At 42.0% G+C, this 23,654-nt stretch carries 24 protein-coding genes and 1 pseudogene; 12 read left to right on the forward strand and 13 right to left on the reverse strand.

All coding sequences use genetic code 11. The features are described from left to right. Positions 1-264 precede the first annotated feature (264 nt). Positions 265-681, forward strand: a complete 417-nt coding sequence (locus tag V7K67_RS18365; RefSeq protein WP_334707018.1) for a response regulator — start codon at positions 265-267, stop codon at positions 679-681. A gap of 129 nt (positions 682-810) precedes the next feature. Here the strand turns inward: V7K67_RS18365 and V7K67_RS18370 are convergent, their stop codons facing one another. Continuing rightward, entirely contained in the window at positions 811-984 is a 174-nt protein-coding gene (locus V7K67_RS18370; protein ID WP_334707017.1) for a hypothetical protein, read from the reverse strand. Positions 985-1,260: 276 nt separating this feature from the next. Between V7K67_RS18370 and V7K67_RS18375 the strand changes: the two genes are divergently transcribed. After that, the gene (locus V7K67_RS18375; RefSeq protein WP_334707016.1) at positions 1,261-1,830 is read left to right on the forward strand and encodes a DUF2854 domain-containing protein; all 570 of its coding nucleotides are present in this window, start codon (positions 1,261-1,263) and stop codon (positions 1,828-1,830) included. Positions 1,831-2,415: 585 nt separating this feature from the next. On the opposite strand, the gene V7K67_RS18380 is transcribed toward V7K67_RS18375, so the two are convergent. Next, a complete protein-coding gene (locus V7K67_RS18380) occupies positions 2,416-2,676 on the reverse strand; it encodes a chlororespiratory reduction protein 7 (protein WP_179066583.1) in 261 nt (86 codons plus the stop codon). A 591-nt stretch (positions 2,677-3,267) separates the two neighbouring features. On the opposite strand from V7K67_RS18380, the gene V7K67_RS18385 reads away from it, so the two are divergent. Together V7K67_RS18385 and V7K67_RS18390 are read left to right on the forward strand one after the other, a co-directional pair. After that, the gene (locus V7K67_RS18385; protein WP_334707014.1) at positions 3,268-3,468 is read left to right on the forward strand and encodes a hypothetical protein; all 201 of its coding nucleotides are present in this window, start codon (positions 3,268-3,270) and stop codon (positions 3,466-3,468) included. Further along, on the forward strand, positions 3,456-4,484 hold the full coding sequence (locus V7K67_RS18390) for a PleD family two-component system response regulator (protein WP_334732233.1): 1,029 nt from the start codon (positions 3,456-3,458) through the stop codon (positions 4,482-4,484). Before V7K67_RS18385 ends, V7K67_RS18390 begins: the two co-directional genes overlap by 13 nt. 3 nt (positions 4,485-4,487) lie before the next feature. Here V7K67_RS18390 and V7K67_RS18395 read toward each other — a convergent pair whose 3' ends face one another. Further along, positions 4,488-4,646 (reverse strand): hypothetical protein, encoded by a 159-nt coding sequence (locus V7K67_RS18395; RefSeq protein ID WP_335167842.1) that lies wholly within the window; start codon positions 4,644-4,646, stop codon positions 4,488-4,490. A 30-nt stretch (positions 4,647-4,676) separates the two neighbouring features. Beyond that, on the reverse strand, positions 4,677-5,882 hold the full coding sequence (locus V7K67_RS18400) for a histidine kinase (RefSeq protein WP_334732232.1): 1,206 nt from the start codon (positions 5,880-5,882) through the stop codon (positions 4,677-4,679). Between the two features lie 596 nt (positions 5,883-6,478). Between V7K67_RS18400 and V7K67_RS18405 the strand changes: the two genes are divergently transcribed. The 4 genes and pseudogenes from V7K67_RS18405 to V7K67_RS18420 all read left to right on the forward strand — a co-directional run. Beyond that, positions 6,479-6,673: a hypothetical protein gene (locus V7K67_RS18405; protein ID WP_334707011.1), complete on the forward strand. Its 195-nt coding sequence runs from the start codon at positions 6,479-6,481 to the stop codon at positions 6,671-6,673. A 1,030-nt stretch (positions 6,674-7,703) separates the two neighbouring features. Continuing rightward, complete coding sequence (locus tag V7K67_RS18410) at positions 7,704-9,086, forward strand: S-layer homology domain-containing protein (RefSeq protein WP_335167845.1); 1,383 nt, start codon at positions 7,704-7,706, stop codon at positions 9,084-9,086. A 495-nt stretch (positions 9,087-9,581) separates the two neighbouring features. Beyond that, the gene (locus V7K67_RS18415; RefSeq protein WP_334709849.1) at positions 9,582-10,649 is read left to right on the forward strand and encodes an SGNH/GDSL hydrolase family protein; all 1,068 of its coding nucleotides are present in this window, start codon (positions 9,582-9,584) and stop codon (positions 10,647-10,649) included. 13 nt (positions 10,650-10,662) lie between these two features. Continuing rightward, positions 10,663-10,896: pseudogene (locus V7K67_RS18420) on the forward strand (M42 family peptidase); the annotation flags it as partial. 386 nt (positions 10,897-11,282) lie between these two features. Here the strand turns inward: V7K67_RS18420 and V7K67_RS18425 are convergent. Continuing rightward, entirely contained in the window at positions 11,283-11,984 is a 702-nt protein-coding gene (locus V7K67_RS18425; RefSeq protein ID WP_334732229.1) for a diacylglycerol/polyprenol kinase family protein, read from the reverse strand. A 60-nt stretch (positions 11,985-12,044) separates the two neighbouring features. Here V7K67_RS18425 and yidD point away from each other — a divergent pair, with 60 nt between their 5' ends. The 3 genes from yidD (at position 12,045) to ychF (ending at position 13,796) form a co-directional block, all read left to right on the forward strand. Further along, the gene (gene yidD, locus V7K67_RS18430; protein ID WP_334709847.1) at positions 12,045-12,281 is read left to right on the forward strand and encodes a membrane protein insertion efficiency factor YidD; all 237 of its coding nucleotides are present in this window, start codon (positions 12,045-12,047) and stop codon (positions 12,279-12,281) included. A gap of 180 nt (positions 12,282-12,461) precedes the next feature. Next, positions 12,462-12,659 (forward strand): hypothetical protein, encoded by a 198-nt coding sequence (locus tag V7K67_RS18435; protein ID WP_334709846.1) that lies wholly within the window; start codon positions 12,462-12,464, stop codon positions 12,657-12,659. Between the two features lie 45 nt (positions 12,660-12,704). After that, positions 12,705-13,796: a redox-regulated ATPase YchF gene (gene ychF / locus V7K67_RS18440; RefSeq protein ID WP_334709845.1), complete on the forward strand. Its 1,092-nt coding sequence runs from the start codon at positions 12,705-12,707 to the stop codon at positions 13,794-13,796. A gap of 176 nt (positions 13,797-13,972) precedes the next feature. Here the strand turns inward: ychF and V7K67_RS18445 are convergent, their stop codons facing one another. From V7K67_RS18445 to V7K67_RS18465, 5 genes are all read right to left on the reverse strand, one after another. Next, positions 13,973-14,455 carry an alcohol dehydrogenase catalytic domain-containing protein gene (locus tag V7K67_RS18445; protein WP_334732228.1) on the reverse strand — a complete coding sequence of 161 codons (483 nt, stop codon included), beginning with the start codon at positions 14,453-14,455 and terminating at the stop codon, positions 13,973-13,975. A 126-nt stretch (positions 14,456-14,581) separates the two neighbouring features. Then, positions 14,582-15,493, reverse strand: coding sequence for a hypothetical protein (locus V7K67_RS18450; RefSeq protein WP_334732227.1), 912 nt, complete (start codon positions 15,491-15,493; stop codon positions 14,582-14,584). A 142-nt stretch (positions 15,494-15,635) separates the two neighbouring features. After that, positions 15,636-17,915: a hybrid sensor histidine kinase/response regulator gene (locus V7K67_RS18455; protein WP_334732239.1), complete on the reverse strand. Its 2,280-nt coding sequence runs from the start codon at positions 17,913-17,915 to the stop codon at positions 15,636-15,638. A 5-nt stretch (positions 17,916-17,920) separates the two neighbouring features. After that, positions 17,921-18,370, reverse strand: coding sequence for a response regulator (locus tag V7K67_RS18460; protein ID WP_335167848.1), 450 nt, complete (start codon positions 18,368-18,370; stop codon positions 17,921-17,923). After that, entirely contained in the window at positions 18,364-20,991 is a 2,628-nt protein-coding gene (locus V7K67_RS18465; RefSeq protein WP_335167849.1) for a GAF domain-containing protein, read from the reverse strand. The genes V7K67_RS18460 and V7K67_RS18465 overlap by 7 nt, the downstream gene beginning before the upstream one ends. Before the next feature lie 106 nt (positions 20,992-21,097). Here V7K67_RS18465 and V7K67_RS18470 point away from each other — a divergent pair, with 106 nt between their 5' ends. Then, the gene (locus V7K67_RS18470; protein ID WP_334709841.1) at positions 21,098-21,451 is read left to right on the forward strand and encodes a hypothetical protein; all 354 of its coding nucleotides are present in this window, start codon (positions 21,098-21,100) and stop codon (positions 21,449-21,451) included. A gap of 391 nt (positions 21,452-21,842) precedes the next feature. Here the strand turns inward: V7K67_RS18470 and V7K67_RS18475 are convergent, their stop codons facing one another. The 3 genes from V7K67_RS18475 to V7K67_RS18485 all read right to left on the reverse strand — a co-directional run bounded on the left by V7K67_RS18475 (position 21,843) and on the right by V7K67_RS18485 (position 23,626). After that, entirely contained in the window at positions 21,843-22,079 is a 237-nt protein-coding gene (locus V7K67_RS18475) for a DUF4327 family protein (protein ID WP_094347157.1), read from the reverse strand. Positions 22,080-22,874: 795 nt separating this feature from the next. Continuing rightward, a complete protein-coding gene (rbfA, locus tag V7K67_RS18480) occupies positions 22,875-23,294 on the reverse strand; it encodes a 30S ribosome-binding factor RbfA (RefSeq protein ID WP_334732222.1) in 420 nt (139 codons plus the stop codon). Positions 23,295-23,419: 125 nt separating this feature from the next. Then, a complete protein-coding gene (locus tag V7K67_RS18485) occupies positions 23,420-23,626 on the reverse strand; it encodes a DUF751 family protein (RefSeq protein ID WP_292843617.1) in 207 nt (68 codons plus the stop codon). Positions 23,627-23,654: the final 28 nt, after the last annotated feature.

A 23,654-nucleotide genomic window follows, 5' to 3' on the forward strand; every position in this document is an offset into this window, starting at 1 on the left:
TGTAGTAGCGAATTATATTCGCCCAAAACTTTTCAAACATCCTCTAAGGTTGCAGACTTCCGCGAAGCGTTAAAAAATAAGTTACTTATACCTTGACAACTAGCTCAACTTAGTTAATTTTGAAAAACTTGAATTTTTTGAGCGGTTGTCTAGGTTATTTATCATGGGTTCACACAAGTTATTCAACCATAGGATAGAGTTAGTGCTGCTACTTGTTCCCATAAACTGGAGGGGTTACTCTGAATAAATTTGTCTTTCCCCTCAATGTTAATGTTATCCTGTGAGCTTTCTACCTTGCGTGTTCTAGTAGTTGATGACCACGAGCTGACTCGTTTAACCTTACAATTGGTTTTTTCTTGCCAGGAAAATATTCAAGTAGTGGGTTTAGCCAGTAATGGTGAAGAAGCTATAGAAATGGTTAAACGTTGCCATCCTGACGTAATTGTTCTAGATTTACAAATGCCTGTCATGGATGGCTGGAGTGCGTCTAGTCACATTAAAGCTATATCTCCCAACACCCAAATCCTTGCTTACTCCTCAGTGGAAGACGTAAATTTCCAGGGAACAAAAGAAATGTCTAGCTTTGATGACGTTTGTAAGAAAGATGTACCTACAAGTGAACTTATTGCGTTAGTTAGGCAGTTAGGTCAGCGTGCAGGAGATGGTTCAGTAGCAGGATAAACGATTAAGCTATGTTGCTTCGCCAACTCAGGTTTAGTTTAATTCTGGGGATTTGAGGACATGATATTACTGAAAAGCGTCGGTATAGGCTGAAGTTGAAGGTTAAACCGACGCAATTTATGATATTTTCTACTCTACAGGAATGGTGCGTCTAAATTCATCAATTAATTCATCTAGTTCTTCTAAAGCTTGATTTACGTCAACTCTCAAAGTTCCCAGGTTTGGTTGCTCCAGTAGGCTTAACAGGTACTCGCGTTTACCTTGAACTGCGACAATTCGTTCTTTTATAGTCTGTAAATCCATTATTTTTTCCTATCTTTAACTACCTTTAAGTTTAAAGTTAACTTAAAATCCAATATTTTGGCCACTGTACGCCCTTTGTAGTCCACTAGAATAACTTTTCTCCATTAGAAACTCCCTGTGTCTCCCGTAACCCTACCACACATCTCAACTTAGAGCTAAGGCAAATTCTGTTTGTCCTTTTAACTACCAGATGGGAACGATGTTCTTCCCTAATTTGTTGCTCATAGCCGATGATAATAAAACTAAGGTATTCTGACTTTATACTAATTTAAGCTCATGCTACGCCAAATCTCTTTGGGAACACTCGGTTTAACTATCGGCGGTATATTAACCATCATTGGCTTCATCGCCTATGCTGATAATAATGCCACGCTCAATCTTGTTGGATTTTTTTACGGGATTCCTCTATTGTTGGGAGGGCTGGCGCTGAAAGCTAATGAACTTAAGCCAGTACCTTTTAGCCAAACGACATCACCATCAGAATTGATATTACGCCAGCAGCAAGCAACTGAAACTCAAAATAAAATTCGCAAAGACATCACCCGATATTGCTATGGTCAAGATGCTCATCTAGATACAACACTTTCTTTTCTGGGTTTAAGTCCTACAGACGAGGAACGACCAACAGTCACAGGGTTGCGAGAAACAGAAGTTAATGGGAGCTATGCCCTAATTTTAGAATTTGATTCACCGCTAATACCATTTGATGTGTGGCAAAAAAAGCAGGAAAAAATGACCAACTATTTTGGTCCTGGATTGGAGATTCAAATAATACAGCCATCTGAAAATACAATTGAGCTAGCGCTGATTAATACTCAAAAAGAGTCCCTAGTCAGTAGTCAATAACGCAATACGTCACTTAAGGGTTATTGGTGTAGATAATTGGTCTTTGAAGATCCGATAAATTGCGTTTCTACATCAGGTTTTTGGGCTTAGGGACTTCCAAATAAAAAAATACTCAAAAAACTGGCGAAAAAACTCTCTCCTCCTTATTCCTCTGTGTCTCTGTGGTAGCCTGCGGCAAGCCCTCCGAGTGACGCTCCTAACGTCGCTAACAGCAGCCGCTCATGGGGGAAACCCCCTTCTCTACGAGACGCTCCGCGTTCGCGGAGCGTTCCGTTGGCGCAGCCTCTCGTAGAGAAGGAAAGGCACTAGCCTCTCCCAACGTGAGAAGACCGCGCTGCTTCATCGCTTTGCGTCTACGTTTATTTGGATAATTTATTTCTTGGAAGTCCCTTATCTGAACTATATTGGTCAATAACGAAAATTCTTGTTACCTCAACTCCATACCTTTATCCCCAATTCAGATCCCCGACATCTTGAAGAAGTCGGGGATCTGGGCACTGAATTTTACTTAAGTAAGTTGTATTCCACCTTACTAACTATTGGAAAATTTATTTTTTGGGATTCTCTTAATCACTGACCAAAAAGTTACTTTTCTAAACGAACTGCATACCACTGTAAATATTGTCCAGGGCCAATATCTAATTCGCAGGTGGTGTCGAGCAAATATTGTGCTTGAGCTTCCACAGTATCAAACTTTTGTAAGTCAGGCGACAAATCTTGAATTATGAGTTTTTGGAGAGTTGTTTCAAGCTTTTTTAATAACTCTGATAGTGTCAGAAATTGTTCTGGTTGATTGGTTTCTAGGACAACAAAATTATCCTGCTGATACATTAATGAGTCTGGCATTTTAAGGATTTAGTGAATGTAAATAGTTTTGGAGTTTTTTGGAAGAATTTTTGGTTGTTTGTTTAGTTAATAAGATGGCGATTTTCATGTGCAGTCTGTGAAGTAATTCTAAGATGTAGTTGTTTAATATATTAAATAAATTTAATTTTAGTATATTTATATACATTTCCTAAGAAAAAATCTATTTTTTTATAACTCAATATTCTGAATACAACTAAATAAGAATTTTTACTTAATTTATTAACCCAGAGTTAATGGATAATCAAGTCTTGTACAGGCTTAATCTCAACCTTATGTAATTATACTAAACCCCAGAAAACCTTACCGAATAGACTGAATAAATTTAAGTCAGCCGCTCTGAGAATTTAGTATTAGCTATCTTTTGAGGGCACTTTGGCAATTGCTTTGTTCTGTCTTACTAGGTTTCTAAAGTAACTCCAAAACTAAATACGTAAGGTGGCGATTTGCAATTCTCAAAAAAGTTGCAATTTAACTTTAACAATTGGGAAATATAAAAGTAACATTTCCCCCCATAACCACAGCCGAACAAAAAGGTAATAATTGCCTTCATGTTCCAATTATAGATTGTCTATGCAACTTAGTTATCTACCGCTTGCTTGGCTCAAGAACATTGAGCAGTCCATTGTCAAAAAACAGTTGATTGTGAAGCTAGACACACCTCTGCCGCAAATCCTGGCATTGATGAAAATAGCGATCGCTCCCATGCGATCGAGTTGTACAGCCTTTTTCAGGATAGTCCCGCAAGTGGAAGGCAACTCATGTCAGGCATAAGCCCATTTCCTCTTTCTACTAAGCAACCGCCACTGATTCTAGTGGCTGATGATGACAAGACCATCCGCGTATTGTTGCGTAAAGCGATGGAACAAGAAGGTTATCGAGTGATCGAGGTCAATGATGGCAAGCAATGTTTAGATGCTTACGAGACCATCAAACCGGATATAGTTTTGCTAGATGCTGTCATGCCTGTGATGGATGGCTTTACCTGCTGTAAGCACTTGCTCCAGATTGCCAGGAATAATTTAATATCAGCCCTTGCAAACTTTGATAGTGACTCGACCCTTAACAATACGGTTATCTCCAAGATATGGGAACGCACTCCCATTTTGATGATCACATGTTTGGATGATGAGGATTCCGTAAACCGTGCTTTTGACGCCGGCGCAACTGATTATGTTACTAAGCCAATTCACTGGCCTGTATTGCGCCAGCGATTACGCCGACTGTTACAACAAGCGCAAGTATACAAACAATTAGAGGCGGCAAACGAAGCTTTGCATCACCTGGCCAATGTAGATGGCTTAACTGAGTTGTCTAATCGTCGCCGCTTTGACGATTATCTCAATACTCAGTGGATTAATCTCGCACAAGAGGGATCTCCCCTGTCGATGATCTTGTGTGATATTGACTTTTTTAAGTTTTATAACGATAGATATGGCCATCCGGCCGGGGATGTCTGTTTACAAAAGGTGGGTGCTGTCTTAAGCCTTAAGGCACAAAAACATCAGGATTTAGTAGCGCGTTATGGTGGCGAAGAATTTGCTGTGATTATGCCATACACTCCTGCATCTGGCGCACTTCACGTTGCTGCAACGATACAAGCGGGAATCAAAGATTTGCAAATTGTTCATGACGGATCTCTGGTGAGTGAGCATGTCACCCTAAGTATGGGCGTGGCGACAGTTATCCCCACTTGGGAATCTTCACCTTCGGATTTGATTGTGCTGGCAGATAAAGCACTCTACCAGGCAAAGGCCGGGGGGCGCGATCGCTTTGTCTCAAGTTCTTAGTTTTCATTGGGCATTGGGCATTGGGTGGGGTGGGTTGAAATTCTCTCCCCATCTCCCCATCTCCCCATCTCCCCATCTCCCCATCTCCCCATCTCCCCATCTCCCCATCTCCCCATCTCCCCATCTCCCCATCTCCCCATCTCCCATGGCCCCATGCCCCATCTCCCATGCCCAATGCCCCATGCCCAATGACTAAGAAGGATAAACTGGTAGTGTGAAGTGAAACCATGCTCCGTTATTGGGGGCAGAATCCACCCAAATTTGACCATAATGTGATAGGACGATACGTTGACATAGACAAAGACCAATGCCGTAACCTTCTGTACCTTCATCCCGTTGCAGGCGGAAGTGGTTTTCAAAGATGCGATCGCGATTCTCTACAGGAATACCAGGCCCAGTATCACCAATACTAAACTGAACTTTTTGGGTAGTGCGGTGTAGTCCAGCAATGCTAATCTTGCCACCTTCTGGGGTGTATTTGATGGCATTATCCAACAGATTTACTAGCACTTGCCGGATGCGTTCTGGGTCAGCATATACATAAGGTAAGTCATTGGGAATATCCGTTTCTACTTCTTGGGATTTGGCGGTATAGCGATCGCACAATTCTTCTAGTACCTCTAAACACAGTTTACCTAGCTGTACTTTTTGTGGTAATATAGGAAACTCTGTATCTTTACCACGACCTACCTGTAAAAGGTCGGTAATCATCCGGTCAATTACTTTAGTTTGATGACGGGCTTGTTTTAATAGATGCGCTGTTAAGGATGGTTTGAGGCGTTGAAATTGACCTGTATCTAAATTGTAGTTAGATTGAAGAGTTTCTATGGCGATCGCGGCAGCAGTTAGCGGATTGCGGAGATCGTGCGCCAGCATCGCCATCACCCGATCTTTAAACTGTAACTGCTCTTGGAGGTTATCTTTTTCCTGTTTCAAGCGAAAAATTTCGTCTGAGAGTCGGATTAGTTCAGCAGAAATAGCAACTGAACGAATAGTGGATTTGGGTGATGTCATCCTAGCATTGTCGTCTATCCGTTCTTGTAGGTCTTCCTGTAATTTTAAGTAAGCGTCTACAGCGGCTTGCCAGCGAGGCCACCAGTTTTTTAATTGCGCTATAATATTACTCCCGGCTAGAACCTGTCGTGGTTCGGGATGGATTTTGATTAAAGCTGGCGTTGCTACTAATTTAAAGTGTTCTGCTAAGTAAGGTTGTTGTCCAACATCAATAGTTTGAAGTTCAAAACTATACTCAGCCTGCAATTCTTTTAAGTAAGCACGTATTCGCTGTACCTGTTGGCGGGACTTGGGGCGTCCATCGACAAACAGCAGCAGCTGGAGTGGAGCCTCAGAATGAATAGGCTGATCCTGGGAAACTTGCATGTAATCGTGTTTCAGCACTGGTAACAACCCGGTGACGCTTTACAGAAAGTAAAATTGACTGACGGTTGTCGATGGTCGTTGTTTTTCTTCTTAATATCTATTTTAGATTTTCATACTCCTATCCGATCTGCATTTTTGACATCAGATACATCTTTTTCAGCCTTTTGCCCCTTTTGGCTAACTTCATCTTCAAGAAACACCCTTGCCCCTTGAATATAAGCCTTAATTTGCCCTTAATTAAAAATTTTCGCCAGAGTTAGCAGGTGAAAACGTTATTACTTATGTCAAATCGGTTAGTGAGACAGCCTGTCAATTTGAGTACTCGCTTTGAATAAGCAATCACCCAAGCCAACGCAGATGCTAATTGTATCTAATTTATCAGGAAGCTGTTAACTGTTCAGACCAAATTTGTAGAGTGTTTTCTCAACCGCCAGTGCATTTGATGAAGTGTCTTTTTTGCGTTTACCCAATCCTACTAATGATTGGGTAAACAGCCATAGCTAAACACATACTGCCTCTATAACTTGCGAAACGTATCCTGTGTCCAGCTTTATCCTTTAAGAATCACTACCCTATGCCAGAAGAACAGGGGATGGTTTGCCTGACGGAAAGCCTTGGATAACATAGAGGCGATGCCTACGGTGGTAAACTACGCACTTTTAGAGGAAGCACTTACTGCTTTCGAGGCTGTCAAGAAACTCTTGACTGTAGCACAAGTAGCATTTTCCCTAGAAAATCAATTTAGAGATACTAGGAAAAATACTGCGACACTTAGGTGCTTTACCTATTACCCCAGTCGCCAAGAATAATGAACTTACGCTAAGTTCCTGGAATTGCTTAACACTGGCATTTTCCAGATATTGCCTTACTCAGCTTACCATCGTTAGATGAATAATTTCCAAAATTGATTGTAAGCCAGCGTTAGCGAACTCGATCTATTCCCCTCCTTGGGTGAGGCTAGGGGGGCTTTACCGGGATTTCTCACCAATGCTCAAAGCCTGTGCTTGTGCAGGGGAGCAGGGGAGCAGGGGAAAGTTCAATGTGCCAAGTTCAATCCCCTCCGCCCCTCTGCCCCTCTGCATTTCAAACTTGTGAGAAATGCGGGTTTAGTCCTAGTCTATCACTTCAGTCGCTTGGCGATCGCATTACAACTAGTGCATCTGGAAGCAGATTAAAGCTTTTGGTAGCTAAACTGTTCTTTGACAAGTTCTCAATCAGTTATCCACTCTGCCAGTGGAATATTTAGAGAACTATCTAAAAAATTGGAAAGGGCGCGACCGATTGATTCACAATCTAGTATTGATCAGTTCGTAGTCGTTGGCTCTAGCCTTGATCTGAGAACTAAACTTACTACGAACTCCCAAATTATAAAACTCTTATCTAGCAAGCATTTCAGGTTTATTTATTTATTTTTCCCAAAATGTTAGTTTTCCAGAATTTTAGGGAACTCTATAAATAAGCATGGGAATTATAAAAACCTAATGGCTGTAAAACGAAGACAATACGGTAGCTTTTGCTACCGTTTACTCATTTTTGGAGATATCATCTCCACCAACATAGACATTTACGAAGAAGACGCCGCGAGTCGGTAGTGTCTTTTGGTGATCTCTAAAGATAGGACTTACGCAAACAGTAGCCGAAGTCCTGATTTTATGATATGTGGTAGTGGCATTCAGAAGTACTGAGTAAAGAAGTGAGATTCCCCATTCGGAACGGGCTAAACCTTAGCTATCCGCTAACGGAAAAGAGGAACTGTTTTGCCCAATGCCCTATTCCCTATTCCCACTTCACGAACAGTCTGCGCTAGGGTAGAAATTGAAACTCAATTTGTGATTTCCTGTGCTTCCCTGCAAACGTCCAGCTGTATTTTTAATTTGGGCTGTTCTACTCACTTCCTTAACAGCCTGTGCTAACAGTCCAGTCGCCAAAAACCTAGAGCAATCTTTGGCGGCAGATCCGAAGCTGCAAAGCAATCCAGTTATCTTTGGAGAATCTCAGGTTAACCAACCGCAAGCACAGCAAAACCAATCAACAGTTCAGTTACCAGCTGATTTTCCTAAAGATATCCCCCTATATTCCAATGCCAAACTAGAGGAAGTTAAACCTGCTAGCGGTTCAGAGAATAAAGTTTCAACTCGTTGGTTGAGTTCTGACCCCAGCAACTTTATTGCTAGCTTTTATCGCAGCCAGTTTCAAGCAAATAACTGGCAGATTTTACAACAGCCAACAGATGATGCGGGAGGGGCTTTTGAGGCACGCCGTAACGATTTGCTATTGAAGGTTTCCATTCAGCCTAAATCAGTTACTAACGCCACACCGAATCAACCCCAAACAGCTACTGAATTACTGATTGATTACGTTCCAAATAGTACTGCAACGGCACAACCTGCCCCAACTACAAATCCTAACGCCGTTTCTCAACCAGGAAATCCCCAGTTCATTGGCCCAATACCACCTGCAAACTTAGCAGCACAGCCACCTAATACGGCTAATAACCAAACAATCCCAACAGCCACACCTGAATCTCAGGTATTCAACGATCTGAATAAGATACCGCAAGAATGGCGGCAACATATCCAAGACTTAGCTGCATTAGGTGTTTTATCTTTAGAGCCAAAGATAACTAAGAGCAACTCTACTACTACAACTAACCAGTTTGAACCCAGTAAAATCATTACACATCGGGAATACGCCCGTTGGCTAATTGCTGCTAATAATGCTATGTATGCCAGCAATCCAGCTAAACAAATTCGCTTGGCATCAGAAAGTACTCAACCAGCTTTTAGTGATGTATCAGCAAAAGACCCTGATTTTCCTGCTATTCAGGGATTAGCCGAAGCTGGGTTAATTCCCAGTCCTTTGTCTGGAGACTCTACGGTAGTCTTGTTTCGTCCTGATGCACCCCTAACGCGGGAACAGTTGCTACTGTGGAAATTACCTATAGATACCCGCCAAGCTTTACCCTCTGCTAACTTAGATGCTGTCAAACAAACCTGGGGTTTCCAAGATGCGGCGCGAATTGACCCCAAGGCTTTAAGAGCAGTGTTGGCTGATTACCAAAATAGCGAGCAATCGAATATTCGGCGGGTGTTTGGTTATACTACTCTGTTTCAACCCAAAAAATCAGTAACCCGTGCTGAGGCTGCTATGGCTTTGTGGTACTTCGGCACTCAGGGTGAGGGTGTATCGGCTGCTGAGGCTGTGAAGTTAAAGAGAAGTTAAAAAACAGTTAGTTTAGCCTAAACATAAAAGTGAGCAATTACAACCTTTTAGGTAGTAAATTTTGCTATTTCTTTGTACAATCGCGATTTTTGATGAAGAAAATGTAAATCTAAGTATTTTCAGCGTTTTTATCTGTATTTGATGAATTTTTGAGGCATAGTTAAGTATAATAACGCAGATAGCTCAATAAAGGTACTTAGTTTTGAATTGGGGATTGAGGATTAGGGACTGGGACAATTTTGATGGGGATTCAAACCCCAACCAAATTGGGAAAAATAATCTTTCCCAATCCCCAGTACCCAGTCCTGGAGCGCCTATTACTCACCTTCTTGCTGTGCTGTAACCCTTCGTGGAAGCAAGCTACGCATAGCGTTTCGTAGAGAAGTTGAGGAATCCTGGGCGCGACCCGTTGAAGTAACTCAAAGGACAATTTGTCAGACTATCGCCCTTTCATCACTTTTCAGCAGACTAAAAAATACCACGGATAAAACAAATATGAAAAAACAAGCTGTCGCAGTCGGATTTGTTCTATTTTCTTTCATGTTGCCGACCAAAGCCTCGGCTGCGAGTTTCGATCAGCTTTTTGTATTTGGCGATAGTCTTTCTGATACAGGCAATATATACAATGCTACCAATGCTATAGGTAAACCATATCCTCCAAGCCCGCCTTACTTTGAAGGACGTTTTTCCAATGGGCCAATCTGGGTGGATTATCTTGGAGATCAATTAGGATTAAAGCCCACTTTATTGACTGATATAAATTTCACTACTATTCCTCCCACACCAATTCCTACCCAAGGGATAAACTTCGCTTTCGGTGGTGCTAGCTCTGGTTTAGATAACGCTGTCTTTCCCAATCAAGGTTTACCGGGAGTCCTCAAACAAGTCTCTGATTTTGCTGGAATTCTGCAAGCGAATCATCAAACAGCCGATCCAAATGCACTTTATACATTATGGGCAGGCGCGAATGATTTGCTTTTTCTTAACCATGAAGACTCGACTACGCCAGTCAGTAATGTATCCCAGGCGTTGAATACTCTGGTAGGAATCGGCGCGAAAAATATTTTGGTATTCAACTTGCCAGATTTAGGAAAAGTACCAGGGGCTAAAACTGATGTTCCCAACCCTGCAACCCTTAGTAATTCAGCTAGTGAGTTTAACTTAGGCCTAGCACAAACTGTAAGCACTTTGAGTCAAAACCCGAATCTCAACATTACTTATGTTGATATTAATTCTTTATTTAATCAAGCAAGCACATTCGGTTTTACAAATGTAACCGACTCTTGCAAAGATAGCCCAGATATTTGTGACCCAAGTAACAACAAGTTTCTTTTCTGGGACGATTTCCATCCAACAACTGCTGCTCAGAAGGTGATAGCAGATGTTGCACTGGCGGCGATTGATGCTAAGTCTGTCCCTGAACCTTCGCTCAACTTGGGGATTTTAGCTCTTGGTGTTTTTGGTGCTATAGGGGTGCTGAAGCGTCAACAAAAAAGGTCAGAATTTGTATCAGCAGGTCGGGTTGTTGATGCACAATGGTCTCATATAACAGTAAAAAAATGAACTAACTGTATTGATGTGGGATTACGATCGCTTATTTCAAATTATTGAAGAATTGGTTATGCACCATTCCCCTAGTGGTGCAGAAGCCGAAATTAACCAGTTGTTGATGCAACGATTTGGGGCGCTGGGTGTAGAAGTCTGGTGCGTAGCTTGCCGCCGTAGGCATCGCGCCGATAATATGATTGCGAAAATTCCAGGGAAAAATCCAGACCAAGCGATTGCTATCACTGCACATAAAGACGAAATTGCTTACCCGTATTGGACTCAACTTAGAAGTGCTATACTTCTTAACTAAGTACAATAGACATCTGGTGAAAATGAATGTAGAGACGTAGCACTGCTACGTCTCTACAAGGATTCTGGATAACGCATATTTAATTTCTGGAGATGTCTAATATTTCATTAATTCATAGCGAATTAACTTTGGCAAAACTCTGCGTACCTACCCTGCGGGAAGGCGTACCCCTACGGGGATCTTGCTACGCGTAGCGTCTCCAAGAGTTGCGCCTATGTGTTTACCTCTGTGTGACTCTGCGTTTAAAAAAGTTACGAACTTATGCAAAGCTGTACTAAGGATGAATTGTTGGCGCTATCTCTTATTTGCTCAATTAGGAATAGCACTCAGGGCAATTACTAACTCAAAACTAACTGACTTAAAAAGAAAGCAAGGGCTGCACTACCTAAAGGAACTGTTAAATTGTCAATACCCAAAAATGAAACAGCTTCTAAAGCAGTAGCGATAAATGCCACCATCAGCGATATCGTCCAAGTTTGCCAACTATTTCCTTGAGTTCCAACTAGAATCAAACTACTGACGAGATAGCTAACGAGCATCATAGTTAGGGAGCCTTCCCAACTTTTTTGTGTACCAAAAACTTTATACTTATGTTTACCAAAGCGTTGCCCAATCAAAGCTGCTAGTCCATCTCCCCAAGTCATTACCAAAATTCCGAGTGCTGCGTACTGGGGTTGTTGTAAGTACCAGAACCAGGCAACTAAAATACCGAAACTGACAGAGTAAAAAAACGTCCCTAAACTTTGTCGTCCCACGCTATTAATACCAGGAAGAATGGGCAATCGGTAGGATAATAAGGTGATTGCACTCGCTAAAATAGAAGCTGTAATCCCTACACTGGCGGGAATATCTAGCCACCAAGCGATTAAAATCACATTACCAGTGCCAATATGAACTATCTTCCGCACGATTTCTGGCTCGTCGGCGAAGCGGTTTACTGCCCATGCAATCAGGAGGATGAGTAACACCCAAATTGCAGCCAACGCAATTTGCAGCCAGAAAACCGGAATTGAGGTGAAGTCAGAAAATGTAATTAACAAAGATGCGACAAATGAAAAGTTTTACCCCTGTTACTAATTTATAAGATTTGGGTAGCTGCAATGAAATTATTATTTATTTGGCTGATTAGAGGCTACCGAATGTTTATCTCGCCGTTGTTTCTCCCAACTTGTCGCTTTCAACCAACTTGTTCGATGTATGCTATTGAAGCTATTGAACGATTTGGAGTGTTACGTGGTAGCTGGATGGCAACTCGGCGGATTTTGCGCTGTCATCCGTTTCATCCAGGTGGTTACGATCCAGTGCCGGAGGTGGTAGAAAAGGTGGAGGAGGAGTAGTTTTGTGCAAATGGTGGTGAATTGAGATTGGAGTTTAAACGCAGAGGGGCGCGGAGGGAAGCGCAGAGGGAGGCTGAGAATATAAGGGGAGTGTTCGTGGGTATAGCTATTTGGGGAGATGTCAACAGATGAGGTTGTCATCTAGTGTGGGGAGGTTGAATAATTTAATTTAGACTTACGATGATTAATTTTACTGCGATTTCTATACCTGAACCACAAATTCCTACTCCTGGCCCAAATCCGCTACCTAGTCCCGAACCTGTACCAGGGCCAGCGATACCCCAACCCTTACCGGGGCCTGTACCAGAAACAGTACCTACTCCCATTCCTCAAACAGTTCCGGCACCAATTCCCCAAACTATACCGGAACCTGTTTAGATTAACTTGGTAATGTAATCCAAAATCTAAAATCTAAAATCCAAAATGCTAAGAGCCGGAATTGTCGGACTTCCCAACGTCGGAAAATCTACTTTATTTAATGCTGTAGTTGCTAATGCCAAAGCAGAAGCCGCTAACTTCCCTTTTTGCACGATTGAACCGAATGTCGGCGTTGTCGCAGTACCGGATGAACGGTTAAATGTTCTTGCTAAGATTGCCAGTTCGGCACAAACTATCCCGGCGCGGGTTGAATTTGTAGATATTGCCGGTTTAGTTAAAGGTGCAAGTCAGGGTGAGGGACTAGGGAATCAATTCCTGTCCCACATCCGGGAAGTTGATGCGATCATCCATGTGGTACGTTGTTTTGAGAATGACGATATTATCCACGTTGCTGGTTCTGTTGACCCAGCACGAGATATTGAAATCATTAATATAGAACTGGGTTTATCAGATTTATCACAAATTGAACGACGAATTGACCGCACTCGCAAACAAGCTCGTACCAGCAAAGATGCACAGTTTGAAATCACAGTTTTAGAAAAATTAGCTGCGGCTTTAAATGAAGGTAAATCGGTGCGTCAGGTGAGCTTGAATGAAGAAGAAGCAGTAATTATTAAAGGACTGGAGCTGCTCACTTATAAACCGATTATCTACGCCGCCAATGTCTCTGAGGATGAGTTGGCAACGGGTAATGATTTTGTAGAAAAAGTGCGGCAAATTGCAGCAACAGAAAATGCTCAAGTTGTGATCGTTTCTGCCCAAGTTGAAGCAGAATTAGTGGAATTACCAGAGTCAGATAAAGCTGATTTCCTCGAATCTTTAGGTGTGGAAGAAGGTGGTTTGAAATCGTTGATTCGGGCAACTTACTTCCTTTTAGGCTTACGGACATATTTCACCTGCGGTCCCAAAGAAACCCGCGCTTGGACAATTAATGCTGGAATGTCTGCACCTCAAGCTGCTGGTGTAATCCACAGTGATTTTGAGCGGGGATTTATTCGCGCCGAAACTGTTGCTTATAAAGATTTGGTAACAACTGGTTCGATGAATGCTGCGAAGGAGAAAGGGTTGGTTCGCAGTGAAGGTAAAGAGTATGTTGTGCAGGAAGGGGATGTAATGTTGTTCCGATTTAATGTGTAGGGGTAATTAATGGGTGGCCGTTATCAATCAGATAATGGTCAACCTACATTAAGTTGCGTAGGCTTTGCCCGCCGTAGGCATCGCCGTAAGAATATTGACAAAGTGTTCTATATATGCAGTTGGCGATCACAAATAAACAAGCTTTACCCAAAATATAGTTGCAATCAGTAATTAGGTCAAATAGAATGAAAGGCGCTCTCCAAGAGGGAAGCGCATACCACATCACTGCTTTTGATTTCTCCAACAACTTCTAAACCAATTGCAGCAGTTATACCGCTAACCACAACAGTCAGTATTTCTCTTGTCGCTTCTTTAATTGGAATAACTTGAGTAGCATCAATTGCAAAATACTCTCGGTATCCACCTCCTATTTGAAAAGTAATAACATGATCGCCTATGTTCAGATGCCGTACATTCTTACCAAGATCAACGACAACAGATGCAGCTTCAACTCCTACATCGAATGGTGGTGTATTTGTAAAATATACCCCAGCAGCAATATTGACATCGGAAGCATTCACTCCAGCAAACAAATTACGCACGACAATCTCATTGGGAGCAGGTATAGGAAAATCAGCTTCAACAATATCAACAGCGCTTCTAAAATCTCGGCTCAACTGTTTGACAACTAGTTTTTTATAAGTCTTGGGGTTCATCATTATTTCCAAATAATTGGTATCAGTTTAAATCTTACTTACCAGCTGCTACTCTTAAATCTTATTCCTGGTCTGTAGCTTTAAACCTTTATCAGGCGATCGTCCTTCCTTTCTTCTGCCGATCTCTGTTCAGTTACTTCCACCCACAATGTATACATAAGAACCCAAATTCTCATCATCTGTACCAACAACCACACCGCCTTCTGCACCGGGAACAAGTTCTATACCTTCAATTTTGTGGTAATCAGAGCGGTAGAAAGGAACAAGTTGAGGATTTGCTCGCCATGTAATTTTGCGATCGCATAAGCCCAAGTAACCAGCAACATATACAGCTGACTGAAATGGGCCATCATCCCCTGCATCACTTGCTGAGGTGATGTAAACAATTCCTACTGGATCTACTTTTAAATCAGAAATATGTCGTACATTCCCCTTGGGAAATGGCACTTTCAAGTTACCATAACCGGAGAAGCTAATTTCATAAGTATTTGAGTCAAATTCCCCAAAATAAATAGTTCCTGTTTCTTCTCCCTCTCCACGATTACCCCAAATAGCCACTAATTTACCATCTATATATTGCAAGCCAAATGCTTCAAAGTTACTTTTTGGGGTAATTGCTGGTAACTCAAATTCTTTGAGTACAGAGATATTTTTGGTTGATATGTCTAATTTTAGATAATAAGCTTTCCCAGAACTACTTAAAGCGATAAAATCAGAATTTGCTTTTTTGGGAACCGATGTTAAAGATTCTAAGTCAATTGGTAATTGTGTGTTACTTGGCCAGTTCAATGGAAAATATTCAGGTTGATTTTTACCCTTGATACTAATAATTGCCATACGTCCTTGATTTGGTTTTTTGTTGTCATGGACAATCAAAAAATCTAGTGAATTGCTTTGCTGCTCTATCAAAGCCATACCACTGATCCCGAAAGGGATGCCACCGCGAACCGGACGCCAATCTTGTGCCGAAACTTCGTAGGATATGAGTAGGAATGCAGCCAGGAGTACTATGTTTATGATTAACCTGAAGAATAGAGGCATATTGATTTAGTCAAGTTGTGAGTATCAGTAATAGAAGTGTGTTAACCGATGCTCAATCATATCAAATCTAGGCAATTAGCAACCACCTTTTTAAGCAGGATATTATACCTATAATGGCTGTATATTCACTTAATTAATTTACTCATGATAGTACTTTCTGTAAAGAAAGCAATAATTCGTTGATTGTATAGGGTTTCGACAAAAATGTATTGATGCCAATGGCAGCTAATACACTGAGCTTATTGTCAGACATAAGTCCACTGCTGGCGATAATTTTGACTTGAGGGTTGATTTTTCGCAGGGTACGGATGGCAGTTAAACCATCTAGCGAGGGCAGCATAATATCCATGAGGACGGCACTAATTTTGTCTCTATTTTGAGCGTATAGTGCGATCGCTTCAATACCATCACTGGCAATTAAGATTTTGTAGTTGTGAGCTTCTAGTGATGTTCTGGTAATCTCTTGAATGGCAATTTCATCATCCACAACCAAAATCAATTCTTCGTGTCCTATCTGTGGTGGCAAATCTTCCGGGCTGAGTGTTTCCATTCCCTCCACGGCTGGTAAATAAACCTGAAAGCTAGTGCCAGTTCCCGGTTCGCTATACACGTTCACAAAACCGCCGTGACTTTTAATGATTCCAAGTACAGTGGAAAGTCCCAACCCTGTGCCTTTTCCCACATCTTTTGTGGTGAAGAATGGCTCAAAAATTCGATCTAATATTTCTCCAGGAATACCAATTCCTGTATCGGAAACAGAAATAACTGTGTAAAATCCCACCTTGGCTTCCAAGTTCATGCGGGCATAATTTTCATCAATCAACAGATTCTCGGCAGAGATACTCAAAGTACCACCATCAGTCATAGCATCGCGGGCGTTAACGCAGAGGTTCATCAGCACTTGATGCAGTTGGGTGCTATCTCCAGAAACCATCCACAAATTTTGTGGTACATCAGTACTGATTTCTATGGATTTTGGGAATGTCTCTTTCAGAATCTTGCCAAGTTCCACAATTATATGCCTAAGCTGCAAAGTGATCCGCTTTCCTTCCACACCCCGCGCAAAGGATAGCACTTGCTTGACTAAATCAGCGCCGCGTCTAGCGTTTATTTCCAAAATTTCTAGTAGATGGCGAGTTCGCTCATCTGCATCGGGAAATTTCAGCGGTAGCAGTTGCGCTCCTGCCAAAATCGGTGTCAGGATATTGTTGAGGTCGTGAGCAATGCCGCTAGCTAAAGTACCAATACTTTCCAGGCGTTGGGCACGAAATAATTGGGCTTCTAAGTGTTTTTTCTCGGTAATATCTGTGTCAACGGTGAGAATTGATTTGGGTTTTCCTTGTTCATCGCATACTAAAGTCCAGCGACTAGCAACGAGGATTTCTTTGTCAGTTTTGGTAAGTTTTGTTAATTCACCCTGCCATTTACCTTGACTAATAACTTGCAATAGAGCAGCTTCAATTTCTGGTGAAGGTTCGTCATACAAAAGCTCACTAGCATTTTTGCCCCAAGCTTCTGTAGCTTGCCAGCCATAAAGTGTTTCTGCGCCTTTGTTCCAGAAGATAATTTGATTGTTTAAATCTCGCACACAAATGGCATCTGTGGTGACATCTAGTAATGCTGCTTGTTCGCGGATTTTTTCTTCTGCTAATTTGCGTTCGCGTAGCGCAGCCTGTCGTTCGCTAATATCTATACTGGCGCATGTCACCCCAACAATTTCTTGGGTTTCATTCCGCAATGGCTCGACAGTTAAATCGTAATATCGAGTTGTATCTTGAATGGTAATTGATACTTCCTCTCGCGTTCCTATGCCTGTAACCAACACTCCAAGTTTAATGGTGATGAGATGTTGAGCATCTTCTACTGGGATAATATCTAAGTCTTGTTTGCCCAATATTTTCTCAACCGTCAATCCAGATGGGGGATTGTAAACCCAGGTGTACCGTAAATCTCTATCTTGGTTGTAGACAAAGATTGGAGAGTTTTTGAGAGCCACCCGAAATCGCTCTTCACTCTGCCGCAGTGCGTTATCTGCCTGTTGACGTTCGATAGCATAACGCATAGACCGCACCAGCAAGTCGCCAGTTACTTGCCCCTTCACTAAATAATCCTGCGCTCCTTGTTGCATTGCCCTAATTGCCAGGGTTTCATCATTTATACCCGTCAGTACAATGATTGGAGTTGCCTTTGCTTGATTGTGAGCGATGACAAAGGTTTGCAATCCCTGGCTATCTGGCAGCGAGAGGTCTAACAAAATTACATCAAAAATTTCGTTGGTTAGGTAGTTGACTGCTTCATCAAGCCGCTCAACGGGCATCAACTCAACTACAACTGTAGTAACTTCCTTGAATAACTCTTTTAACAATAAGACATCACCAGGGTTGTCTTCTACTAACAAAACTTTTATATTTTCACCTGCCATTTCCACTACTCCGGTGGCAGTTTTACGATCGCAAACCAAAAATTTTCTATTGATTGGACAATTTTAACGAATTGATCGAAATCTACGGGCTTAGTTATATAACAGTTGGCAGAAAGGTTATAGGCTTTGAGGATGTCTTCTTCAGCTTGAGAGGTCGTCAAAACTACTACAGGAATTCGTTTGAGGTTTTCATCTCCTTTAATTTCTGCTAATACTTCCCGTCCATCTTTTCTCGGCAGGTTTAAATCGAGCAGTATAATGTCTGGATGGATTACCTTAGCATATTTTTCTTGTTTTCGCAAGAAAGCCATTGCCTCGACACCATCTTCGACCACGTTCAAGTGAATCGAGATTTTGCTATCTTCTAGGGCGATGCGTGTAAGTTGGACATCGCCAGGATTATCCTCTACTAACAAAACCTCTATAGGCATAATCGCTATTATGGTGCTTACCATTGCTTACCTGCTCTATCTGGAATTGTGAAGTAGAAAGTCGAGCCTTGACCCGGTTTCGATTCAACCCAGATTCGGCCGCTGTGGCGTTCTATAATTTTCTTACAAATTGCCAGACCAATTCCAGTACCTGGATACTTGTCTCTACCGTGCAAACGCTGAAAAATTATAAAAATACGTTCAGCATACTGGGATTCCAAACCTATTCCATTATCACGCACCCAGAATAAATATTCGTTTTGAGTGGGGATTGGGGAGTGGAGAGATGGGGGAGATGAGGGAGATGAGGGAGATGAGGGAGATGAGGGAGATGAGGGAGATGGGGGAGATGAGACAGTATTTTCTTCCCATGCTTCCCCTACTTCCCAGTCCCCATTCCCCAATCCAATATGAATTCGTGGCTGTTGATGACGGCAAAATTTGATTGCGTTGGCGATGAGGTTTTGAAGCACTTGTGTCAATTGAGTAGCATCAGCCGTCACTTGAGGTAGGGTATCATAAGTGACAACTGCTCTACTATCTGCGATCGCCAGTTGGAGATTAGCGATCGCCTGCTCTAAGATTACATTACAATCAACCAGCATAAAGGGTTGTCCACGAGTGCTGACGCGAGAATAGTTCAACAAATCGTTGATCAAGGTCTGCATCCGCTGCGCCCCATCTACTGCGTAGGTGATAAACTGGTCGGCATTGGCATCCAGTTGATTTTTGTATCTCCGTTCTAGTAGTTGTAAATAACTAGTTACCATCCGCAACGGCTCTTGCAAGTCATGGGAAGCAACGTAGGCAAACTGTTCTAATTCAGCGTTGGAGCGAGCAAGTTCCTGAGTTTGCTGGGTTTCTTTTTCTAATAGTTGCGCTTGAGATAAAGCAATCCCAATTTGGTTTCCTAGTTGCTGTAACAACTCCGTCTCAAAGTTATTCCACTGTCGAGGTGCGGCACACTGATGAGCTAGCAACAAGCCCCAAATGCCATCTCTGACAAGAATCGGCACTACCAGATTCGCTCTGACAGCAAACTGCTGAAGAAATTTTCGATGGCATGGTTGGATATGAGCGGCTTCAATGTCTTCAATCGCACTGACTCTTCCCTGACGATATCTTTCTAGATATTGTTCTTTAAAGCAGGGATCAAAAATATTTTCTCCCAGAATTACCGGCCAACCAGGCAGCACCGCTTCTTGTACCACTGTTCCTGAATCGTCAGTCTCCAGTCGAAAAATTAACACACGGTCAGCTTGTAGTAATTTTTGTACCTCCGTCACCGAGGTTTTAAGAATTTCATCTATTTGTAAAGATTCTCGAATTTTCAGGGTGATTTCGGCGAATAATTGTGATCGCATATTTTGCCGTTTTAATTCTTCATCTGCCCGCTTGCGATCTGTGATATCAGTATAAGAACCCACCATCCGCACCACATCACCCAATGCGTCCCAAAGTGCCTGTCCTCGATCTAGAATCCATTTATAGCTGCCGTCTTGGCACTGGACTCGATATTCACAGACATAAAACGGTGTTTTCTTGGCAAAGTGGTCTTGGAAGGCTTGAAGTACCGAATCTCGCTCATCGGGATGGATTCGTTTTGTCCATTCATCCCAACGGTTGGAAACTTCGTGGTCTTTATAGCCGAGCATTTCCTTCCATTGAGTTGAGAAGAACACTTCATTAGTCTTGAAATTCCAATCCCAAATACCATCATTATTACCATGTAATGCTAATTGCCAACGTTCTTCACTTTCCCGTAGTGCTTCCGCTGTTCGCCGCCGTTCAGTAATGTCTTGAAAATAAATAGACAAGCCCTCTTTTGCAGGATAAGCGTGAACTTGAAGCCAGCATTGCTGTGGTAGATAGAACTCCTCAAATTCGACACTCACCTGCTCTAAAATTGCCCTTTGATACTCACAATAGAATGTTGTGCCAATAATTTCTGGAAACATCTCCCAGATGTTTTTACCCAAAAGTTCATTCTGGGTTTTTTGCAACAGCCGTTCTGCTTGACCATTAATGTAGGTGAATCGCCACTTTTTATCCAAGGCAAAAAAACCATCAGTGATACTTTCAAGCAAATTAGTAATGCGGGTTCTGGCAGCTTGCTCGTGCGCCATTAGTTTCTCGGTAATTTGAGATACCTCAGCTACATGACGCCTGAGTTCTAGTTGGTCGATTACCAGACGACTCAGAGCTACAAGCGCCTCTATTTGTTTTTGGCTTATTTGGCGTGGAACTTGGTCAATCACACATAGGGTTCCTAGCATATCTCCCATTGGAGTAATTAAGGGTACACCTGCATAAAACCGTATATATGGATAGCCAGTTACTACTGGATTACTTGCCAACTTTTCATCAGCTAGGGTATCAGGAACCACCACAACATTACGCTGCTCTTGACAAAGATAAGATAACCCAACACTCCGGGGCATTTCTGATACATCTAAACCTACTTTTGCCTTAAACCATTGACGGTTTTCATCAATGAAATTTACTAAGGATATAGGAGTACCGCAAATAAATGCCGCTAACTGAGCAAGATTGTCGTAGGCTTCTTCAGGTTCAGTGTCAAGAATTTGATACTGGCGGAGAGCTTCTAACCTCACCCTTTCTGTATCAAGATGTCTAGCTTTCATTAACTTTTTTTAATAAATCTAGAAGATACGGAGTACATGAGAATGGGATTCAGACCCCTTCTTCCGGTAATATTAGTACTTATCAAGAAGTTTTAATAAAAAAGATATGTCTTCAACTCCTCTAACATTGAACCTAATTGAAGGTTCAGTCTCCTTTAGTTTTTCACCCCAAGCAGCACGAGAATTAAAGACAGCAACAGATCAACTAATGGAGCGCTTGAAAGCTGTCGCCGCTAAACCCACTCCTGGCGGCGGTAGAGTCACTCCCCAGCCTCCCTTGGAATATCGTTATGCGGGTGAAGTATTTTTAGAAGTTTTCTGTAATCCTAATATTTGGCCAACGCCCTTCGCAGCCAAAGTTTTGCTGACTGTCCGCAACATTAACATCCGCTTGACTACTGAAGCTGAACTTACTCGCATCATTGAAGACATTAATCAGTATTTAGAGCAAGTAGGTTGACAACTCCTCAACCTAAAGGTACGAGGATTCTCCCTTCATCCAACATTGCCTCTAAAAAGCAGTGCCTTTAGATTGCAATAAATTGCGAGTCAAAAGTGAAGTTCCTACACTTCTATCGGATCAATGTAGGAACGTCACAGAATTCACATACTAAACTCAAGCAACGACACCAGATGTACAGAACAGATGGTTCTGATGCCTTATTTGACTTGAAAAGCTGTATAAATTCAGACTCAAATGCTTCTGTGTTAATCAAAAACTCAAGATTCTGTATAGGGCAATGCTCATCAAAAACCAGAGATTATCCCCCAGATTGGGCATCGAATCGTTAATGGTGACATCCACACACCGAAAATAAGCTCCCAATCCGAAATCCGAAATCAAAAATTGATTAGTCGTTGTCCCACTGTTCACGACCAATTAGGTCGCCAATGCGATCGCGCAACAAAAAGTCACATTTCTCTAATTCACATTCAACGCAAACCCACTCTCTAGCTGGAATGTATTGGCAGAGGCTATATATTGGCTGTTGTCGGCTAACCATTCCCTTTTGCACCAGTCGGCGTGCTTCGTCTTGAATCACATCTAGAGAGTAGTAATTGATAGAAGGCACCGTATTCACACTCATGTTTTTTACTCACAAATTAACACTTACGATAGTGTTCCCGTTAATAATTAGGAACAAACATTACAGAAATTAGACTTGTGGCTAGGATTTTGTAGTTTGCTATACGGAACTATTTTTATTTTGACGCTACATCTCCTGAAATTATCTCAAGAAATGTTAAGAAAGTCAACGAATCCTGACATTTCCCTCAAATCCGCTTTACAAAAAAAATTCCGAGTAGTTAACTTAACCTGCTTATGCAGCTGTATGACTTTGATGCCACAAGTCTGAAAGTCTTGCCATTACTGTATTTAGGCAAGATTTGGAGGGTGGGAAGAGTTTATATTGCGATTCGCTTACATATCAAATAGTCACCTTAAAGCTTGATCTATCACTGCGGGTATTCATCTAAGGGTAAACAACACAATAATATTTGTCAGTTACTAGGGTATAAACTGTTGCAAAACATAACGGCTAAAGTATACTACAAAGGCTTTTACCCTAGCATCTGTTAACAATTTCTTAAGTAAGACCGCAATTAATTAGGTTAATTTCAGCACTCACTGTAAACAGTTTTCTTTAGATAAACATCTACAAAAGGGTGGAGTCAGGCAATTCCAAATCAAACAATATCTAATCGCTGTGGGAGTAGGAGAAGGGAGAATACTAGAGTAGAGACGAAAGCCAAGACAAGTACTGAATCCCTGAATTAAGTTATGGTTACATTAAAACAGACGCGATCTCGTCACGTCTGTAAAATGTTTGGCGGATTTGCTGAGGTTAATTGTTCTGAAGTTACATTGTTGTTTTAGTTACTTATTCGGAGAATTCCTCATCATTTTGAACAGTGCTGTCTTCTACTGCTACAAGATTTTCTGGCGGGCGATCGTGATTAAGTTGATCTAGCAGTGCCAATACTTTATTACCACGTTCTATGGAGCGATCTTCGAGAAATATCACCTCTGGGGTTCGACGTAGCCGTACCCGCGCCCCAAGTTCGCTGCGGACATAACCTGTGGCCGACTTTAAGCCTGCCATTGTTTCTACCTTAGCTTCATCTGTTCCATAGATGCTGACGTAGATTTTGGCGTGTTGGAGATCGCCAGAAACATCAACATCAGTAACACTAACCATTCCAGTACCCACACGGTCATCCTTAATGCCGTTGAGTAGCATTTGGCTAACTTCCCGTTTGATCAGTTCAGCAACGCGGGAAACCCGACGATTTGTAGCCATAAAAATTTCGCCTCATTACAGAGGTTATACGACAAAAATAGATGCAAGTTGGGTAGACAGTACTTTTAGCGGGAGCAACGCCAAGAGCAACCGTCTGTGGGGCACAGCCCCGATATAACGCTAGTCTAGATTGCACTCAAGCCCAGCATTGCCCGTAGAGTGAAAGTCAGAAAGACTAAGCTGCTCACCAATAAACCCAGGATAGCGATCGAGGTGACAGGGCGTTTCAACAGTGGCACTAATGGCGCAAAGGTGTTTAAAAACAGGCCTAAGACGATAGTAATTAAGTACCGAGGGTAGCGAAAGACGTTATCCCAAAATCCGTCAAACATCTGAATGTAAACTGCCTTGTTATATACT

The organism is Nostoc sp. (assembly GCF_036917155.1).
In the GTDB taxonomy this organism is placed as follows: domain Bacteria; phylum Cyanobacteriota; class Cyanobacteriia; order Cyanobacteriales; family Nostocaceae; genus Nostoc.

Excerpts from the sequence above, each read along its gene's own strand:
- V7K67_RS18380 (WP_179066583.1), bottom strand. The coding sequence starts at position 2,676 with ATGCCAGACTCATTAATGTATCAGCAGGATAATTTTGTTGTCCTAGAA.
- V7K67_RS18390 (WP_334732233.1), top strand. The coding sequence starts at position 3,456 with ATGTCAGGCATAAGCCCATTTCCTCTTTCTACTAAGCAACCGCCACTG.
- yidD (WP_334709847.1), top strand. The coding sequence starts at position 12,045 with ATGAAATTATTATTTATTTGGCTGATTAGAGGCTACCGAATGTTTATC.
- V7K67_RS18475 (WP_094347157.1), bottom strand. The coding sequence starts at position 22,079 with ATGAGTGTGAATACGGTGCCTTCTATCAATTACTACTCTCTAGATGTG.
- V7K67_RS18455 (WP_334732239.1), bottom strand. The coding sequence starts at position 17,915 with ATGGCAGGTGAAAATATAAAAGTTTTGTTAGTAGAAGACAACCCTGGT.
- V7K67_RS18385 (WP_334707014.1), top strand. The coding sequence starts at position 3,268 with ATGCAACTTAGTTATCTACCGCTTGCTTGGCTCAAGAACATTGAGCAG.
- V7K67_RS18415 (WP_334709849.1), top strand. The coding sequence starts at position 9,582 with ATGAAAAAACAAGCTGTCGCAGTCGGATTTGTTCTATTTTCTTTCATG.
- V7K67_RS18450 (WP_334732227.1), bottom strand. The coding sequence starts at position 15,493 with ATGCCTCTATTCTTCAGGTTAATCATAAACATAGTACTCCTGGCTGCA.
- V7K67_RS18485 (WP_292843617.1), bottom strand. The coding sequence starts at position 23,626 with ATGTTTGACGGATTTTGGGATAACGTCTTTCGCTACCCTCGGTACTTA.
- V7K67_RS18435 (WP_334709846.1), top strand. The coding sequence starts at position 12,462 with ATGATTAATTTTACTGCGATTTCTATACCTGAACCACAAATTCCTACT.
- V7K67_RS18460 (WP_335167848.1), bottom strand. The coding sequence starts at position 18,370 with ATGGTAAGCACCATAATAGCGATTATGCCTATAGAGGTTTTGTTAGTA.
- V7K67_RS18445 (WP_334732228.1), bottom strand. The coding sequence starts at position 14,455 with ATGATGAACCCCAAGACTTATAAAAAACTAGTTGTCAAACAGTTGAGC.
- V7K67_RS18465 (WP_335167849.1), bottom strand. The coding sequence starts at position 20,991 with ATGAAAGCTAGACATCTTGATACAGAAAGGGTGAGGTTAGAAGCTCTC.
- V7K67_RS18370 (WP_334707017.1), bottom strand. The coding sequence starts at position 984 with ATGGATTTACAGACTATAAAAGAACGAATTGTCGCAGTTCAAGGTAAA.
- V7K67_RS18375 (WP_334707016.1), top strand. The coding sequence starts at position 1,261 with ATGCTACGCCAAATCTCTTTGGGAACACTCGGTTTAACTATCGGCGGT.
- V7K67_RS18395 (WP_335167842.1), bottom strand. The coding sequence starts at position 4,646 with ATGGGGCATGGGGCCATGGGAGATGGGGAGATGGGGAGATGGGGAGAT.
- V7K67_RS18470 (WP_334709841.1), top strand. The coding sequence starts at position 21,098 with ATGTCTTCAACTCCTCTAACATTGAACCTAATTGAAGGTTCAGTCTCC.
- ychF (WP_334709845.1), top strand. The coding sequence starts at position 12,705 with ATGCTAAGAGCCGGAATTGTCGGACTTCCCAACGTCGGAAAATCTACT.
- V7K67_RS18365 (WP_334707018.1), top strand. The coding sequence starts at position 265 with ATGTTAATGTTATCCTGTGAGCTTTCTACCTTGCGTGTTCTAGTAGTT.
- rbfA (WP_334732222.1), bottom strand. The coding sequence starts at position 23,294 with ATGGCTACAAATCGTCGGGTTTCCCGCGTTGCTGAACTGATCAAACGG.